The following is a 15,961-nucleotide window of genomic DNA, read 5'->3' on the forward strand; positions in this document are numbered from 1 at the left end:
TCGACGTACAATCTGCGCAATCCAAAAATAACCCAAGGAGACAGCGATGGCATTCATCGGCCCCGATGTGAGCTTGCACCCCACCGCCTACGTGCACGAATCGGCCTACCTCTACGGCAAGATCACCGTGCACGAGGGCGCATCGATCTGGATCAATGTGGCAGCGCGCGCCGAGAGTCGGGAAATCGTGATCGGCGCCTACACCAATATCCAGGACTTCGCGATGCTGCATATCGGCGATCGCACGCCGACCATCATCGGCAGCCACTGCTCGATCACCCACCACTGCACCATCCACGGCTGCACGATCGGCGACAACTGCCTGATCGGCATCAACGCCACAATCATGGACGGCTGCGTGATCGGCGACAACTGCATCATTGCCGGGCACGCTTTCCTCAAGGAAGGCACCGTGATTCCGCCCAACTCCATCGTGATGGGCAGCCCGGGCAAGGTCACGCGCACGCAGAACAACTATGTGCGCAACCGGCTCAATGCGTTCTTGTATTACAAGAACGCGCTGGCCTATGCGGAGCAGAATTATCGGGCGTGGGAAGGGCCGGCGTTTTCGGCGCAGATGATGCGAGAGATGGAGCGGCTGCAGGCGGAGCTGGGGGCGACCGACGTTTGACACAAACTCTCCACGATCGCCGCGAGCTAGACCAGCCCGATATCCACTGCCCGCGCATCGGGAAACACATGTGCCAGGCGCGCATCGTCCAGCCCGTACAGGCGCTTGAAGAGCCCGCCCAGCATCGCGCGGTATTCATTGAGCACCGGCCAGTCGCGATTCTGGTTCAGCGTGCGCTGCTCCACCGCCACTTGCTCGCCGGCAATGCGCCCGCCACGCACGGCGCCGCCGGCCACCCAGTACGCCGTGCCGTGACCGTGGTCGGTGCCGCGCGTGCCATTCTCGCGGAAGGTGCGGCCGAATTCGGAGACCACCACCACGGTGGTCTTGCTCCACGCCGGCCCGATCTCGTCCGCGAATCCGGAGATGCCGCGCCCGAGGTTATCGAGCAGGTTGGCCAGCTGTCCCTGTGCGCCGCCCTGGTTCACGTGCGTATCCCAGCCACCGACATCGATAAAGCCAAGATTGAAGCGCTCACGCATCAGCCCCGCCATGCGACGCGCTTCCACCTCGAAGCCCTTGGCGCTGAGCGCGCGGCGGTTGGCCGCCTGCATCTCCTGCATGCGGCCCGCCATGTCAGGCTCGGCCTGCGCGGGCAGGTTCGCGGCCATCATTGTGTTGCGGCGTTGCATGGCCTCGGCCTCCTGCGCCACGGTCTGGCGCAGTTCGAAGCCCTCGTTGATCAGCGACTCGAAGCGGGTGCCGCGATACATCTGCGCAAGCACGCGGGTCTGGCGCTCGTCGAAGGGCGTGCGTCCGGTACCCTTGAGCGAGACATTGGGCACGGTGAGCGCGCCGCTCAGCACCATCGGCAGGCCGTCGGTAAAGGCGACGGGCGCGGCGCGCCCGCCCATGGATTCGGCCAGCCGGTTAAGAAAGCCGGAGCCGCGCAGCGAGGCATCGATGTGCCCGCTGCCCTTGCCGTTGCCGGCGAGCGGCAGCCCGGCCTCGACCCCGTCCTGCGTCTCGAAGTGGCTGCGCGAGAGGTCATCGGTGCCGGCAAACGGCACGAACGCAAGCTGCTGCTTCTGCCACAGCGGCAGCAGGCTGTCCTTGAGCGCGGGGTGCAGCGCCCACGCATCGATGCCCCTGCCCGCGCCGCCATCGAAGGCCGCCGCCAGCGACAGCGCGGCGCGCGGATCGGCCGGAGCGCCCTGCGCCACCGGCCTGGCAATGGCGATGGTCGGGCGCGATGCGTAGTAGAAATCGCTGCCCGCAGGCACCAGCACGTTGGTGGCATCGTAGCCACCACGCAGGAACACCAGCAGGAAACGCGCATCGGCCTGCTGCGGCAGCGCGTAGGCACGCGAGACGATGCCGGGCGCCAATGCCGCGAGTCCGGCAAGCCCCGCGCCCTTTAGCCAGTCACGTCGTTGCATGGGGTACTCCTTGTTCAGGGCGGACTGCTCAGTCCTGCATCCATTCGGGCGACGACAGCAAGATGGTGTTCCACTCCGCCTGCGACGTCGCCTGCGTCATCGCGGTGCGCGTGGCGGGGCCGAGCGTGGATTCGATGCTGTCGAAGAACACGCGGTTGGTCAGCAAAGGAAAGCCGGTGCGCTCGGCCGGCTTGCCATCATCCTTGGAGAACAGCCCGGCCTGCCCCGAGCCAATGGCGCGCGCGATCTCGAAGCGCTTGACCATCTGCCCGGAACTGGCCCATGCGCTCTCCGCTGCCGGGAAACCGTCCGGCGTGATGCGGCCATAGAGCGGCTCGCCAAGCTGGTTAAGCCAGCCGATGGCGGGGCGCAGGTTGGCCACCGTGCGGCCGTCATATGCCAGCCGCAGCGACGAAGCCACGAACTGCATCGGGTCCTTGAACTTGCGCGTGCCGGAGGCCAGCGTGGTGTTCAGCTCAGGCGACAGGAACAGCGTGCGCAGCACCGCCGCGATATCGCCATCGGTCTGCGTGAAGGTGCCTGCCATGCGATTGACGAGCGACGGCGGCGGCGTATCGCCGACGAAGTGCGCGGCGAGCTTGTAGGAGATGAAGCGCGCGGTGGCCGGATCGCGGCTGAGAATCTCCACGGCCTGCTCCACCTCGTGGAAACCGCTCGGCTCGATACGATGGCCAAGCAAGGTCTTGGGCCCGAAGTCGTGCCGGTTCGGGTTGAACTCGAACAACCCGCCCGCGCGGTAAAGCGCCTGCTTTTGCGGTGCTAGCTTGGGCGGCTCGCCGCTGGCGTTGATGCCCAGGCCGGTGAGCACGCGGGCCAGTTCCTGCACATCCTGCTGCGTATAGCGCGAGCCGCTCGGGCCGCCGGCCACGCCCAGCGTGTGCAGCTCCATCAGCTCGCGCGCATAGTTTTCGTTGATGCGGTTGACCGCGCTCTGCGCGTTGTCCAGGTACTCCAGCATGGCGGGCGATGTCACGGTCGCCATCAGCAGGTCGCGGAACTTGCCCAGCGCATGCGGGCGCACCGCCTTGTCCTCGTAGTCGGCCAGTACCCAACGCACCGAGCCCTTGCCGGAGTACACGCTGAAGTGGTTCATCCAGAACCACGTCATCTGCTCGCGCAGCTGCGCGGGCGAGTAGAGGGCGCGCAGCAGATGGCGGCGGCTGGTGTCGAGCACCACGTCGTTGCCGCTGCGGTTGAGCGCGTCGCGCGCCTTCTGTTTTTCGTCTTCGTCGGTAAGGGTGTTGATGCGCTGCTGCTCGGCGCGCACGCTGCGCAGCCTTTGCTCACCACTTTGCTGGGCAATGCTCAGCGCCCCGATGGTGGTGGCAAGCTCGCCCGTATCGGTGCCGGGCGCCTTGAGTTGTTCTTCGAGATAGCGCTCGCGCCCCAGCTTGCGCAGGCGCTCGATGCTGGACTGGTTGGCGCCGAAGGTAACGGTGTTGAGCCAGTGCAGGTCGGCCGGCTTCAGGGCCGCACCGGTTGTACCCTCCGGCGCGCCGCCGCCTTGCGCGCAAGCACCCAGCAGGCCTGCGGCCGCACTCAGGAGGCAAGCCGACATCAGGCGTGACAGCAGGCGTGAAATGCTCAAGGACATGGTTGGCCTGTCTCGAACCCCAAGGGGTGACACCGCTCTTACGCTGGCGGACGGGTTTTGGTTGACGTGGATTCATCCGATAACCAGTCTGAACCAGTAAGCAAAATGAAAGTTCCCGCCGCTTTATCGCCGCTTTATCGCTGCTTTATCGCTGCTTTATCGCTGCTTTATCGCCGCGTTACCGGCGTAAGGTCACACCCCAGAATACCAGCGCGGCCGCACTGATCGCCGCGCCCAGCATGCAAACGCCGGACCATCCTGCGCGCGCATAGACATGCGTCGAGGCGATGGACCCGGCACCGCTGCCGAGCGCATAGAACAACATGTAGCAGCCCACCAGCCGGCTGTGCGCTTCCGGCCGCACCCGAAACACCATGCTCTGGTTGGTGACATGGATGGCCTGCCCGGCCAGGTCCAGCACGATGATGCCCGCCACCAGTAGCCACAGCGACTCCGGCGCAAAAGCCAGCGGCGCCCAGCACGCCACCAGCAGCACCAGCGCGATGCCGGTGGTCCACTGTCCCAGCCCGCGATCCGCGAGGCGCCCGGCACGCGCGGCCGCCAGCGCGCCCACGGCGCCAACCAGCCCAAAGGCACCGATAGCGGTATGCGACATCGAATACGGCGGCGCGCTCAGCGGCAGCACCAGCGCGGTCCAGAACACGCTGAACGCGGCGAACATCAGCATGGCGAGCACGCCACGGACCTGCAGCGCGCGCTCCTGCGCCAGCAGCATGAACATCGACGCGAGCAGGCTGATGTAGCGCATCTTCACCGGCGCGCTGGCCTGCCGCGGCAAACGGCGCGCCAGTAGCGCGATCATCAGCAACGCCAGCACGCCCGAGACCACGTACACCGCGCGCCAGCCGGCTAGATCCGCCAGCGCGCCCGCCATAGCCCGCGCCATCAGCAAGCCGATCACCACGCCGCCCTGCGCGGCGCCCACCACGCGCCCGCGCTCGGCCGGCGCGGCGAGCGTGGCCGCGAACGCAATCAGTCCCTGGGTCATCGCCGTGCCCAGCAGACCCACGGCGAGCATGCCTGCCAGCAATGCCGTGCGCGTCGAAGCCGCCGCCACAAGCGCCAGGGCGACGGCGAGCAACAGCAACTGCAGCAGGATCAGGCGGCGCCGGTCCACCAGGTCGCCCACCGGCACCAGCAGCAGCAGCGCCAGCGCGCAGCCCACCTGCGTGGCCGTGACGACGATGCCGACCGAGCCATAGCCGAAGCCGAACTCGCGCGCCATCGCATCCAGCAAGGGCTGCGCGTAGTAGACGTTGGCCACGCTGAGCCCACACGCCAATGCGAACAGCCAGACCAGCGACGACGGCATGGCAGACGGCGCGTCCGAGGTCTGCGCCAACGGTGCGGTGGCCAGGGTGGCGGCGGTGGCTGGGTTAGGCGTCATCATGGATCCATTTGGTTTTATAAAGAAACTGAACGGAGTCTAAGTCACATTGGTTTCTTTAAGCAACCAGATAGAAATAACCATACGTCGAGTAGGCACTACCAGGTGGCGCAAAGACCACTCCAGCAGAGCCGCGACGTATATCGTATAGTCGCGATATTAATTTTGTGAGAAGCGGATATATGTTTCGCCAAAACGCGAAACAGCCCGCGCCTCCGATACCGGACAAACCCACGCAATGGACATCGACGCCATCCACAAGGCCCTGGCCAATCCCGTACGGCGCAGCATCCTCGCCTGGCTGAAAGCCCCGCAGGAGAATTTCGCCGTGCAGGACTATCCGCTCGAGCTGGGCGTCTGCGCGGGCCTGATCGACGCGCGCACCGGACTGTCGCAATCCACCGTGTCGGCACATCTCGCCACGTTGCAACGCGCCGGGCTGGTGACTTCCAAGCGGGTTGGCCAATGGATTTTTTTCAAGCGTGACGAGCAGACCATCCAGGCCTTTCTCGATCACATGCACAGCGATCTTTGATACCCGCGGCGCGCGAGCGCCTACTTACGCACCCACGGTGCGCCACTCTCCTCGACACCCAGACAAACTGACATGACCTCTCTCTTCGACCCCATCCGCATCGGCGACCTCGACCTCCCCAACCGCGTCATCATGGCGCCGCTGACGCGCTCGCGCGCAGTGGGCGGCGGCCGCGTGCCCAACGCCCTGATGGCCGAGTACTACGTGCAGCGCGCCTCCGCAGGCCTGATCCTCAGCGAAGCCACTTCTGTCACCCCGCAAGGCGTGGGCTATGCCGACACCCCGGGCATCTGGTCCGACGAGCAAGTCGCTGGCTGGAAGGTGGTGACCGATGCCGTGCACGCCGCCGGCGGCCGCATCTTCCTGCAGCTGTGGCACGTGGGCCGTATTTCCGATCCGGTCTTCCTGGACGGCGAACTACCGGTGGCGCCCAGCGCCATTGCCGCCGCGGGCAATGTCAGCCTGGTGCGCCCCAAGCGCGCGTTTGTCACGCCGCGCGCGCTGGAAACCGATGAAATCCCCGGCATCGTCGCGGCCTACCGCCACGGCGCCGAGAATGCCAAGGCCGCCGGCTTCGACGGCGTGGAAGTGCACGGCGCCAACGGCTACCTGCTCGACCAGTTCCTGCAGGACAGCACCAACAAGCGCACCGACGCCTACGGCGGCTCGCTCGAAAACCGCGCCCGCCTGCTGCTGGAAGTGACCGACGCCTGCATCGACGTGTGGGGCGCATCGCGCGTGGGCGTTCACCTGGCACCGCGTGCCGATGCGCACGACATGGGCGACTCGGACCTGCCGGCCACCTTCGGCTACGTGGCGCGCGAACTCGGCAAGCGCGGCATTGCCTTCATCTGCTCACGTGAAGCGCTGGGCGAGCCCCGCCTCGGCCCCGCGCTGAAGAAGGCATTTGGCGGCACCTATATCGCCAACGAGAAGATGACCAAGGAAACCGCCGAGCACGTGCTGCAAGCCGGTGAAGCCGACGCGGTGGCCTTTGGCCAGCTGTTCATCGCCAACCCGGACCTGCCGCGCCGCCTGCAGATCGACGCGCCGCTGAACGCGCCGCAGCCGGAGACTTACTACCACTCGGGCGCAGAAGGATATATCGACTACCCCGCGCTTGCCTGAGCACGGCTGCCGGCCCGCGCTGGCTTGCATGAGCGCGCGCGGCCGGGCGAACTGGTCGATTAGTCGAACGGTTGAACGGTTGAACGCCCCGCCCAGCGCGGGGCGTTTTCCGTTGGTCGGGACGGTTTGCGCTTGTCGCCGTCATGCCATAATCCGCAGCCATGGCACCCACCGACCAAGCAGAAGGCCCGCAGTCAGACCCATCGCAACTGCGCATCCATCGCGCGGAGTACACGCGGCGCATGAACCGCGTGCTCGACTATATCGACCAGCATCTGGACACACCGCTCGACCTGGCCCAACTGGCGGACGTCGCGAACTTTTCCCGCTTCCATTTTCATCGCTTGTTCGCGGCCTGGATGGGCGAGACGCTGGGCGACTACGCACGCCGGCGCCGGCTCGAGTCCGCCGCATTTCAGCTGGCTTGCAAACCCGGCGCCTCGGTGCTGGAAATAGCACTAGCCACCGGATTCGGCTCCGGCGAGGCATTCGCGCGCGCCTTCAAGCTCAAGTTTGGCTGCACGCCCTCTGCCTGGCGCGCCGGCGCAGCCGAACACCGGGCCACGCAGGCCGCGGCGGCGCGCGCGCGCCTGGCCAACCGCCATAGCAATCCGGATCAGGTCCTGCGCAATGCCGATCAGGTGGATGGCGGTGCTTTCATCGACCATGGCCTCTCCTGCCAAACAGATGGAGAGAGCAATATGGAAGTCCGCGTCATCGATCTACCCGAAGCACGTGTCGCCTACCAACGCCACATCGGCCCCTACGGTCCGGCCATCGGCACCTTCTGGCGTGAAGCTGTCGCGCCATGGATGCACGCCAACGGCCTGGCCGGGCAAACGTGTTACGGCATCGGGCACGACGCCCCCGGCATCACGCCGCCGGACAAGTGCCGTTACGACGCCTGCGTGGAGATACCTGAGACCTTCCAGCCCAGCGGCCAGGCCAGCATCTCCGTCCTGCCGGGCGGACGTTACGCCGTGGCGCAATTCAGCGGCGCCCCTGCCACCATCGCCCAGGCATGGACCTGGCTGACCCGCGAATGGCTGCCGTCCAGCGGTCTGCAATGCGACGAGCGTCCGTGCTTCGAACGGTTCTCGGCAGTGTCGGCGCTGGACGCGCGAACGGGTTCACTGACCTGCGAGTTGTGTATTCCCGTGCGTGCGCTATAGCGCTGCGGAACTACCAACAGGATGAGAAGACCCACGAGACGATCTGCGCGGCGTTAAAGAGCAGGCGGGCATAGCGGACGGCCCCCCCCCCCCGGACTCAAAAGAACGGCCGGAGCCGCCATGCGGCGCCCGGCCATTCTTTTCCTTACGCCACGCGCTTAGAGTGGCTTATGTGGACGCCGCCCTCAAGGAATTGGGTGGGAGAAACTACATGAAACTGTCAACTGAACCAAACCAATCCCGATTGACACGGGGAGTCATATCAGCCTCTCGACCATCGCTCCCCAAAAGCGAATACGTGGCTCGCCCATGCCTGACGTTCAATCGGCGAAAGCCGATGTGATCGCCTCCACGACGACACGCACTCTGGCCGTGCGCGCCAAGTCTTGGTGCAACACCAGCCACGCCTCGTAGGGCTTGGCCCGCCGGCACTCCGGCCATAGCCGCACCAGCGCGGGATCGCGCCGGGCCAGGTACTCGGGTAACTCGCCTATCGCCAAGCCGGCGCGCACGAAGGTCGTGAGCATCAGGCTCGAATCCAGCTCGGCAACCACGCGACCCTGTGCCCTGGATTCACCCACCAGCGTGTCGTCCTGCCGGCCGGTCACACCCTCCTGGTAGAGCGCAATGTCGTGGCTCGCAAAGCCTTTTCCGGGCTGCGGTTCACCATGCTTGGCCAGATAGCCTCGGGTTGCGTACAGGCCAACTTCCCAGCAGCCGAGTTGGCGGACGATCAAGTCCGGTTGCTCCGGCCGCAGGGTACGTACAGCAATGTCGGCCTCCCGCCGCGCCAGGTCGAGCAGCCGCGTCGTGGTGCTCAGGATCACCCGCACCTCGGGATGGCTGGCGCGCAGGCGTTCAATGGCCGGAACCACGAAGTCCACCGCCAACGCGTCGGTGGTGGTCACGCGCACCTCTCCGGCCACGCGCGCGTCGGCACCTTCGCTGCGGCGCTCGAAGGAGACGGCCATGCGTTCCATGTCCTCGGCTATGCGCAGCACTTGCTGGCCGGTGTCGGTCAGCACCAAGCCGCCCGTGGTGCGCAGGAACAGCCGGCTGCCCAGCGCCTGCTCCAATCCGCTCAGACGCCGACCCACCGTGGTCTGGTCGATGGCCAGTTGCTGCGCAGCCCCGCGCAAGGTGCTGGCGCGCTGAATGGCCAGGAATATCCGCACGTCGTCCCAGTTCATCACTACTCCATTGTCAATACTGCAAATATGCAGCCATAGGCTGCTGTTTCGTGCATTTTCACATGGAAGGCATCTCCGTAACATGGCGCCCATTCCTTCTGAACCTTTGACGCGCAGCCGGCCCGCCTGGCTGCCGGGAGCTGCCATGCCTCGCTTACCGTTCATTCTGACCGTCGCCATGCTGAGTGCCTTCGGCCTGATTGCTTCGGACGTTTATCTGCCCGCCATGCCGAGCATGACCACGGAATTCGGCGTCGCCGACTGGCAGATGCCGCAGACAATCTCGTTCTACCTGCTGGCACTAGCAATTGCCCAGTTGGCCTACGGGCCACTGTCGGACCGCAATGGCCGCAAGCCCGTACTGCTGACCGGCATCGCCTTCTACATCGTCGGCTCGGTGGGCTGTGCCACCTCGGCCACCTACAACGGGTTCCTGGCGTGGCGCATGCTTGAAGCGGTCGGCGCGGCTGCAGGCCTTGTCGTTGGCCGCGCCCTGATCGCCGACACTTGCGACAGGCGCACCTCTGCCAAGGTCTATGCGGTGATCTACCCGCTGGTGTCGCTGTCGCCAGCCCTGGCACCGGCCATAGGCGGGCACCTGGCAGCGGCCTTCGGCTGGCGGTCAGACTTCTTGTTCGTCGCCGCGTTCGGTGTCGTGGCACTACTGATGGTGATGACGCTGTTACCGGAAACGCTACCCATTGCTGCCCGCACCCGGACCTCTCCCTTTGCCGGCTTCAGTCATGTCCTGCGCGACCGAACTTTTCGCCGCTATACATTGGTGGTCTGCGCGATCTATTGCGCTTGGTTCGTCTACTTGACCCAATCGCCGTTTCTTTTCGCGCGCCAAGGCTTGAGTGAGGAACAAAGCGGCTGGCTGTACCTGCCGCTGACGGCCGGCATCATCGGTGCCAACCTGCTGGCCAAGCGGTTGCTTGATCGCTGGCTCTACGACCGCATCCTCGCTGCCGGCATCATGTGCTTCGTGCTTGGCGGTGTGGCATTCCTGGCCGTGGCGGCACTGGGGCTCCATGGCGCGACCGCAGTGGTGCTACCGATGTGCCTGGTCAGTCTCGCCAATGGTTCGTCGCTGTCGCTGGCGGTGTCCGGGGCCATTGCAAGCGAGCACGGGTATGCGGCCACCGCGTCGGGACTGGTAGGGTTCTGTCAGATCGGCAGCGCCGCGCTGGTGGCAATGGGTGTCAGCGCGGCCTTCGGCACCGGCCTTGGCGTGCTGAGCGGCGCGGTGCTGGTGCTCGGCCTGATCGCGCTGTCCACCTGTCTGCCACGGCCTGGACGCCGGACGGGCGTGGTCTGAGGCCATCAGGTACGCCTCTTGAATCCCCGATCCCCAGCCATGAACGCCTCCAGCATGTGGGGGCTCAGTTTCGTCACATCGACGGCTTCGCCGTAGGTCTGCGTGTGGTCCAGTGCGTAGCAGGCATCGATCAGCTTTCTGCTTGCCTTGCTACCAGCACGATGCGTAAAATGAACAAACGTTCGTTCATATTATTCCGTTGTGAGCCAAAATAGACATCAGACGGATCGTCGTACCGTCATCATGCAGGCCGCCATCGACTGCTTCATAGACAAAGGCTTTCACGCGACCAGCATGCGCGATATAGCTTTGGCTGCGTCAGTCAGCCTGGGCAACCTGTACAACTACTTTCCCGGCAAACAGGCTCTTATTGCCGAAGTTGCAAATCAGGAGCAGGCCGAACTAGCGCCGCTGCTACGCACACTCGAAAGAACCACCAATCCATCAACGGAACAGGTAAAGCAGTTCCTTGCAGCATACTGGGCGCTTTGCCGGCAGCGCGAATGGGCGATACTGGGCGTTGAATGCCTGGCGGAAATCGCGCGAAGTCCTGCTCTTATGCCTGCGTTCGAGAACAATCGCAGGCAGTTGCTCGATACCCTGACAAATGCCATCGAACGTGCCACGAAGCGCGGCGTGTTCAAACCGACTGCGCCCGCGCGGCTAGTGGCACAGGCGATGCTAGATATCGTTGAGAACGATGCCTTGCGCCAGGCGTTGATGGCGCAGGCAGAAACCGCCGGCTATCAAGACAATCCCTCTGTCCAGGCAATGGATGCGCTCCATCCAGGACTCCTGCACGGCTTGCTTGGAACATGACGTCTGCTCCCCCTGCAAAACCGCGCCTGGATGGTCTGGATCTGGCTCGCTATCTGGCGCTGGCCGGAATGATACTGGTCAACTTCCGGTTAGCGATGCAGCCTGCCGCCCGTGGGCCGGCGTGGCTGGACGGACTATTGGGCTTCCTTGAAGGCAAGGCGTCAGCCACCTTTGTCGTCCTGGCTGGCTTGGGCTTGGTGCTAGCCACACGCAATCTGGAGTCGACAACGGCACGCATATGGACGCTACGCCGTTCGCTATTCCTGCTATGTGCAGGATTACTTAATCTGCTGATATTTCCCGCCGACATCATCCACTACTACGCAATGTATTTCCTGCTGGTATTGCCGTTGCTGCGAGCTAGAACAGCGCCGTTGCTCGCCACCATGTTGGCCGTGGCAACTGTTTCATTGTGGGCTTTGCTGAACTCCGACTACAGTCAAGGTTGGGAATGGGCAGCGTTACACTACACCGACCTGTGGACGCCGGCCGGCTTCGCTCGTAACCTGCTGTTCAACGGATTCCATCCGGTGCTGCCATGGTTGGCGCTGTTTCTATATGGCATGTTGCTGGCACATTTACCACTGCAATGCGCCAGTACGCAATGGGCGTTGGCAGGAGCCGGATTGTCGATGGCCTTGCTGGCTGGTGTAATCTCACACCTGTGCCAGGACAGCGCCTTTGCCTGGCTGCTAGGCACCACACCTATGCCACCGGGCCCGCTATATCTGCTCATGGGCATTGGCTCCGCCAGCGCTGCCATTGGCGTTTGCCTGCGAATTTCCAGCCAGTGGCCCGGTCGGCCGTTGAGATTCGTGCTACCCGCCGGGCGCATGACCCTCAGCATCTATCTGGCACACATTTTCATCGGCATGGGCCTGCTGGAAACACTTGGGGCGCTGGATGGCAACTGTACTCTGACCGACGCCGCGCTGGCCGCATCAGCTTTTCTGGCATTTGCAACAATCGTGGCCTGGGTTTGGAGCTTCAAGATGAGGCAAGGCCCTGTCGAACGCCTGATGCGATGGCTGACAGCCGTGCGTTAGACGCATGGATTCCGGTCACTTGCAAGCCGCTGCGCCATCGCCTCATGGCTACGCTCAACAGGCATGTGGCGATGACATGGTTTTGTTAGCCGCACTTAATCAGCCTGCGCGCCCGAACGTTTCACCACCGCGCCCCACTTGTGGATCTCGCTGTCGACGAACTTGCCGGTTTCCTCCGGGCTCATCGGCATCGGCTCCGAGCCGCGGTCGGTGATGAACTTCGACAGCTCGGGCGACTGCAGCGCCTTCACCGTTTCCGCGTTGAGCTGGCTCACGAGCGCGGGTGGCAGGCCCTTGGGCGCCATCAGGATGGCCCAGCCCAGCGCTTCGAAGCCGGGAACGCCTTGCTCGCGCACCGTGGGCACCGACGGCAGCTGCGGCGTGCGCTTGGCCACCGTGACCGCCAGCGGCACGGCCTTCTTCGACTGGATCAGGGGCAGCGCCGCCGTCACCGAATCCACCATCAGCGGGATCTGGTTGCCGAGAAAGTCGGACTGCGCCGGGCCGCTGCCCTTGTAGGGGATGTGCACCATGAAGATGCCCGCCTGGGCCTTGAGCATTTCGGCCGACAGATGCTGGGTCCCCCCCACGCCCGCGCTGGCGTAGCTGTATTTGCCTGGCGCGGCCTTGGCCTTGGCGATCAGGTCGCGCAGCGAGACGATGCCGGAAGCCGGCGTGGCGAGGAACACCAGCGGCACTGAGAACACGCCGGAGATCGGCTGGAGATCCTGGCGCGGGTTGTAGTTCAGCTTCTTGTACAGCGTCTGGTTGATTGCCATCGCGCTGCCGGCCATCACCAGGGTGTAGCCATCGGGCGCGGCATGGGAGGCGATCTCCATGCCGAGGTTGCTGCCCGCCCCGGCACGATTGTCCACCACCACCGGCTGGCCAAGCTGCTTGCCCAGCCGCTCGGCCAGCGCGCGCGCAAAGATGTCGGTGGCCTGCCCCGGCGGGAAGGGCACGATCAGCTTGATGGGCCGCTCGGGATAAGCGGCGTGGGCGAAGGTGGCGGCCATCGTCAATGCTGCTGCGACGGCGATGAGGGCAAAGGGCTGCTTCAAGGGGCTCTCCTGCTTTATTGGTTTTATGTGCTGTGCTAGGTGCGTGCATGATGCGCGGTGCATCGGCACGACCGCGCAGGGGGAATTCTACGGGATGGCGCATCGCCGCCGCGTTGCTGCATATCGCCCGTGCATTTCCATATGCCGATTGCGGCGTTGGCAAGCCCGAGAGGCAGCCGTATGATATTCCGCTCCCCCCTTCTTCCGGAGCGCCGCATGAACGCCCTCACCGAACCGCTGCTTGCCTTGTCGGACCCGAGCCTCTCCCTCCCCTCCCTGCACTTCCCCGCCGTCCAGACCGAGGTCTCGCCCGCCGAGTGGGCCGTGCGCGTGGAGCTGGCGGCGGCCTACCGGCTGGCGGCGCAGTTCCGCTGGACCGATCACATCTACACGCACTTCTCCGCGCGCGTGCCGGGCCCGGATGCGCATTTCCTGATCAACGCCTATGGCCTGACCTTCGAAGAGATCACCGCGTCCAACCTGGTCAAGGTCGATATCGATGGCGAAATCCTGCGCGACGACACCGGCCTTGGCATCAACCCGGCCGGCTACGTGATCCATAGCGCCATCCACGCCGCGCGCCACGACGTGGGCTGCGTGCTCCACACCCACACCGCCGCCGGCATCGGCGTGTCGGCACAGCGCGATGGCCTGCTCATGATTTCGCAGCACGCCATGCGCTTCTTCGACAGGGTGGCCTATCACGACTACGAAGGCATCGCCATCGACCTGGACGAACGCTCCCGGCTGGTGGCGGACCTAGGCGAGCGCGACATCTTCATCCTGCGCAACCACGGCCTGCTGACCTGCGCGCCCACCATTGCGCAAGCCTTCCAGGAACTGCATATGCTGGAGCGCGCCTGCGTAGCGCAGCTGGCCGCGCAGTCCGGCGGTGCGCCCCTGGTGATCGCGCCGGATGCCGTGGCGCGCAAGGTGGCGGAGCTGGTGGTGAGCAATGCCGGCGGCCCCGTCACGCGCAAGCACTGGGCCGCCCTGCTGCGGCAGCTCGATCGCAGCGATCCGTCGTATCGCCAGTGACCGGCAGTCGTCCCCAGTAACCGTCAGTACGGCGGTAACGACACGCGCTCCGTGGCCGGCTCAGCGCCGGTGGTCGAAGCGCCGCGCCAGCCGCTCGCCGCCGAACTGCACCAGCGTGACCAGCGCGACCAGGATCACGATCACGTTGAACATCACCGCGGTCTCGTAACGCTCGTAGCCGTAGCGGATGGCCAGGTCGCCCAGGCCGCCGGCGCCCACCGCGCCGGCCATGGCCGACGAGCCGATCATGGCGATCACGCTGACGGTTGCGCCGCCAACGATGCCGGGCAGCGCTTCGGGCAGCAGCACGTGGCGCACGATGTGCCAGCGCCGGCAGCCCATGGCGCGCGCGGCCTCGATCAGGCCCGGATCGATCTCGTTCAGGCTGACCTGCGCAATGCGCGCAAAGAAGGGAATCAGGTGCACGCTCAGCGGCACCACCGCCGCCCACGTGCCCATGGTGGTGCCGACGATCAGCCGCGTCACGGGCAGCATCGCCACCAGCAGGATGATGAACGGGATCGAGCGGAAGGTGTTGACCAGCGCCGACAGCGTACGGTGCAGCCGCGGACGCGGGCGCAAGCCGCCCGGCGCGCTCAACGTCAGCACGATGGCCAGCGCCATGCCGCACACGAACACCACCAGGCAGGCGGCGCTCACCATCAGCAAGGTCTCGCCCAGCGCCTTCACGTACTTGTCAGCCATTGGCGGGAACATAAGCCTGTATCTCGATATTGGCGCGCGCACGCGCGTACGACGCGTTGGCCGCATTGGCGGCATGCATGGCATTGGCAAACTCGCCGCCGGCCGGCACTGGCAAATCCAGCCGCAGCGGGCGCAGCAGCGCCAGCGTGGCGGCGGCCTGCGGCTCGGCAAACACCTGCCACACCGTGCCTAGTTCCACCGCACGGCCTTGATCGAGCACCAGCACGCGGTCGCAAGCCTGGCGGATCACCGCCATGTCGTGCGTGATCAGCACCACGGTCAGTCCAAGCGTGCGGTTGATATCCCGCAGCAGGGCCAGGATCGATTCGGTGGTCTCCGGGTCCAGCGCCGAGGTAGCCTCGTCGCACAGCAGGATCTCCGGGCGGTGCACCAGCGCGCGCGCAATGCCCACGCGCTGCTTCTGCCCGCCGGACAGCGTGGCCGGATAAACCTGCGCCTTGTCGGCCAGGCCCACCAGTTCCAGCAACGCCATCACGCGCGGCACAATCTCCGCGCGCGGCACGCCGGCCACGCGCAACGGCAAGGCCACGTTCTCGAACACGGTCTTGGCCGACAGTAAATTGAAATGCTGGAAGATCATGCCGATGCGCCGGCGCAGCGCCACCAGGCCATCTTCATCCAGCGTGCCCACGTCCACGCCATCCACGCGCACCCGCCCAGCGCTGGGGCGCTCCAGCATGTTGATGGTGCGCAACAGCGTGGACTTGCCCGCGCCGCTACGCCCGATGATGCCGAAGACCTCCGCGCGCGCCACCGTGAACGACACTTCCTGCAAAGCGGCCGCGGGCGCGCCCGGGTAGTGCTTGCCAAGCTGCTCGAAGACGATGTGCGGCGGACTTGATTGCAGCGGGGGCGCCTGTGACACGATGAAAATCCTCCGGGAACTACATGGACG

The 15,961-nt window shown here is 65.1% G+C and carries 15 protein-coding genes and 1 pseudogene; 8 read left to right on the plus strand and 8 right to left on the minus strand.

Translation table 11 applies throughout. The features are described from left to right. Positions 1 to 46: 46 nt before the first annotated feature. Positions 47 to 631: a gamma carbonic anhydrase family protein gene (locus tag AC1RQK_RS07005; RefSeq protein WP_492370455.1), complete on the plus strand. Its 585-nt coding sequence runs from the start codon at positions 47 to 49 to the stop codon at positions 629 to 631. A gap of 26 nt (positions 632 to 657) precedes the next feature. On the opposite strand, the gene AC1RQK_RS07010 is transcribed toward AC1RQK_RS07005, so the two are convergent. From AC1RQK_RS07010 to AC1RQK_RS07020, 3 genes are all read right to left on the minus strand, one after another. Then, a complete protein-coding gene (locus AC1RQK_RS07010) occupies positions 658 to 2,010 on the minus strand; it encodes a DUF1501 domain-containing protein (protein ID WP_492808201.1) in 1,353 nt (450 codons plus the stop codon). Positions 2,011 to 2,038: 28 nt separating this feature from the next. Then, positions 2,039 to 3,625, minus strand: a complete 1,587-nt coding sequence (locus AC1RQK_RS07015; RefSeq protein WP_492808203.1) for a DUF1800 domain-containing protein — start codon at positions 3,623 to 3,625, stop codon at positions 2,039 to 2,041. Between the two features lie 178 nt (positions 3,626 to 3,803). Beyond that, entirely contained in the window at positions 3,804 to 4,958 is a 1,155-nt protein-coding gene (locus tag AC1RQK_RS07020) for an MFS transporter (RefSeq protein ID WP_492370594.1), read from the minus strand. A gap of 313 nt (positions 4,959 to 5,271) precedes the next feature. Between AC1RQK_RS07020 and AC1RQK_RS07025 the strand changes: the two genes are divergently transcribed. The 3 genes from AC1RQK_RS07025 to AC1RQK_RS07035 all read left to right on the plus strand — a co-directional run bounded on the left by AC1RQK_RS07025 (position 5,272) and on the right by AC1RQK_RS07035 (position 7,868). Further along, positions 5,272 to 5,568 (plus strand): ArsR/SmtB family transcription factor, encoded by a 297-nt coding sequence (locus AC1RQK_RS07025; protein ID WP_174427524.1) that lies wholly within the window; start codon positions 5,272 to 5,274, stop codon positions 5,566 to 5,568. Between the two features lie 72 nt (positions 5,569 to 5,640). Continuing rightward, positions 5,641 to 6,696 carry an alkene reductase gene (locus AC1RQK_RS07030; RefSeq protein ID WP_174427523.1) on the plus strand — a complete coding sequence of 352 codons (1,056 nt, stop codon included), beginning with the start codon at positions 5,641 to 5,643 and terminating at the stop codon, positions 6,694 to 6,696. A 161-nt stretch (positions 6,697 to 6,857) separates the two neighbouring features. Then, complete coding sequence (locus AC1RQK_RS07035) at positions 6,858 to 7,868, plus strand: AraC family transcriptional regulator (protein ID WP_492808205.1); 1,011 nt, start codon at positions 6,858 to 6,860, stop codon at positions 7,866 to 7,868. Positions 7,869 to 8,188: 320 nt separating this feature from the next. On the opposite strand, the gene AC1RQK_RS07040 is transcribed toward AC1RQK_RS07035, so the two are convergent. After that, positions 8,189 to 9,058 (minus strand): LysR family transcriptional regulator, encoded by an 870-nt coding sequence (locus AC1RQK_RS07040; protein ID WP_492370459.1) that lies wholly within the window; start codon positions 9,056 to 9,058, stop codon positions 8,189 to 8,191. Between the two features lie 82 nt (positions 9,059 to 9,140). Here AC1RQK_RS07040 and AC1RQK_RS07045 point away from each other — a divergent pair, with 82 nt between their 5' ends. Continuing rightward, positions 9,141 to 10,376, plus strand: coding sequence for a multidrug effflux MFS transporter (locus tag AC1RQK_RS07045; RefSeq protein ID WP_492370460.1), 1,236 nt, complete (start codon positions 9,141 to 9,143; stop codon positions 10,374 to 10,376). 5 nt (positions 10,377 to 10,381) lie between these two features. On the opposite strand, the pseudogene AC1RQK_RS07050 reads toward AC1RQK_RS07045, so the two are convergent. Further along, positions 10,382 to 10,495 (minus strand): annotated as a pseudogene (locus tag AC1RQK_RS07050) (DUF2274 domain-containing protein); the annotation flags it as partial. Between the two features lie 124 nt (positions 10,496 to 10,619). Between AC1RQK_RS07050 and AC1RQK_RS07055 the strand changes: the two are divergent. Next, positions 10,620 to 11,195 (plus strand): TetR/AcrR family transcriptional regulator, encoded by a 576-nt coding sequence (locus AC1RQK_RS07055; RefSeq protein ID WP_492370461.1) that lies wholly within the window; start codon positions 10,620 to 10,622, stop codon positions 11,193 to 11,195. Continuing rightward, entirely contained in the window at positions 11,192 to 12,241 is a 1,050-nt protein-coding gene (locus AC1RQK_RS07060) for a DUF418 domain-containing protein (RefSeq protein ID WP_492808207.1), read from the plus strand. Before AC1RQK_RS07055 ends, AC1RQK_RS07060 begins: the two co-directional genes overlap by 4 nt. A 95-nt stretch (positions 12,242 to 12,336) precedes the next feature. Here AC1RQK_RS07060 and AC1RQK_RS07065 read toward each other — a convergent pair whose 3' ends face one another. Continuing rightward, positions 12,337 to 13,302, minus strand: coding sequence for a tripartite tricarboxylate transporter substrate binding protein (locus AC1RQK_RS07065; RefSeq protein WP_492808209.1), 966 nt, complete (start codon positions 13,300 to 13,302; stop codon positions 12,337 to 12,339). Between the two features lie 216 nt (positions 13,303 to 13,518). Here AC1RQK_RS07065 and AC1RQK_RS07070 point away from each other — a divergent pair, with 216 nt between their 5' ends. Next, positions 13,519 to 14,340, plus strand: coding sequence for a class II aldolase/adducin family protein (locus AC1RQK_RS07070; RefSeq protein ID WP_492808210.1), 822 nt, complete (start codon positions 13,519 to 13,521; stop codon positions 14,338 to 14,340). 60 nt (positions 14,341 to 14,400) lie between these two features. Here the strand turns inward: AC1RQK_RS07070 and AC1RQK_RS07075 are convergent, their stop codons facing one another. Beyond that, positions 14,401 to 15,057: a methionine ABC transporter permease gene (locus AC1RQK_RS07075; protein WP_150984309.1), complete on the minus strand. Its 657-nt coding sequence runs from the start codon at positions 15,055 to 15,057 to the stop codon at positions 14,401 to 14,403. Next, complete coding sequence (locus tag AC1RQK_RS07080) at positions 15,038 to 15,931, minus strand: methionine ABC transporter ATP-binding protein (protein ID WP_492808212.1); 894 nt, start codon at positions 15,929 to 15,931, stop codon at positions 15,038 to 15,040. The genes AC1RQK_RS07075 and AC1RQK_RS07080 overlap by 20 nt, the downstream gene beginning before the upstream one ends. Positions 15,932 to 15,961: the final 30 nt, after the last annotated feature.

This window comes from Cupriavidus sp. GW822-FHT02D05 (assembly GCF_058802485.1).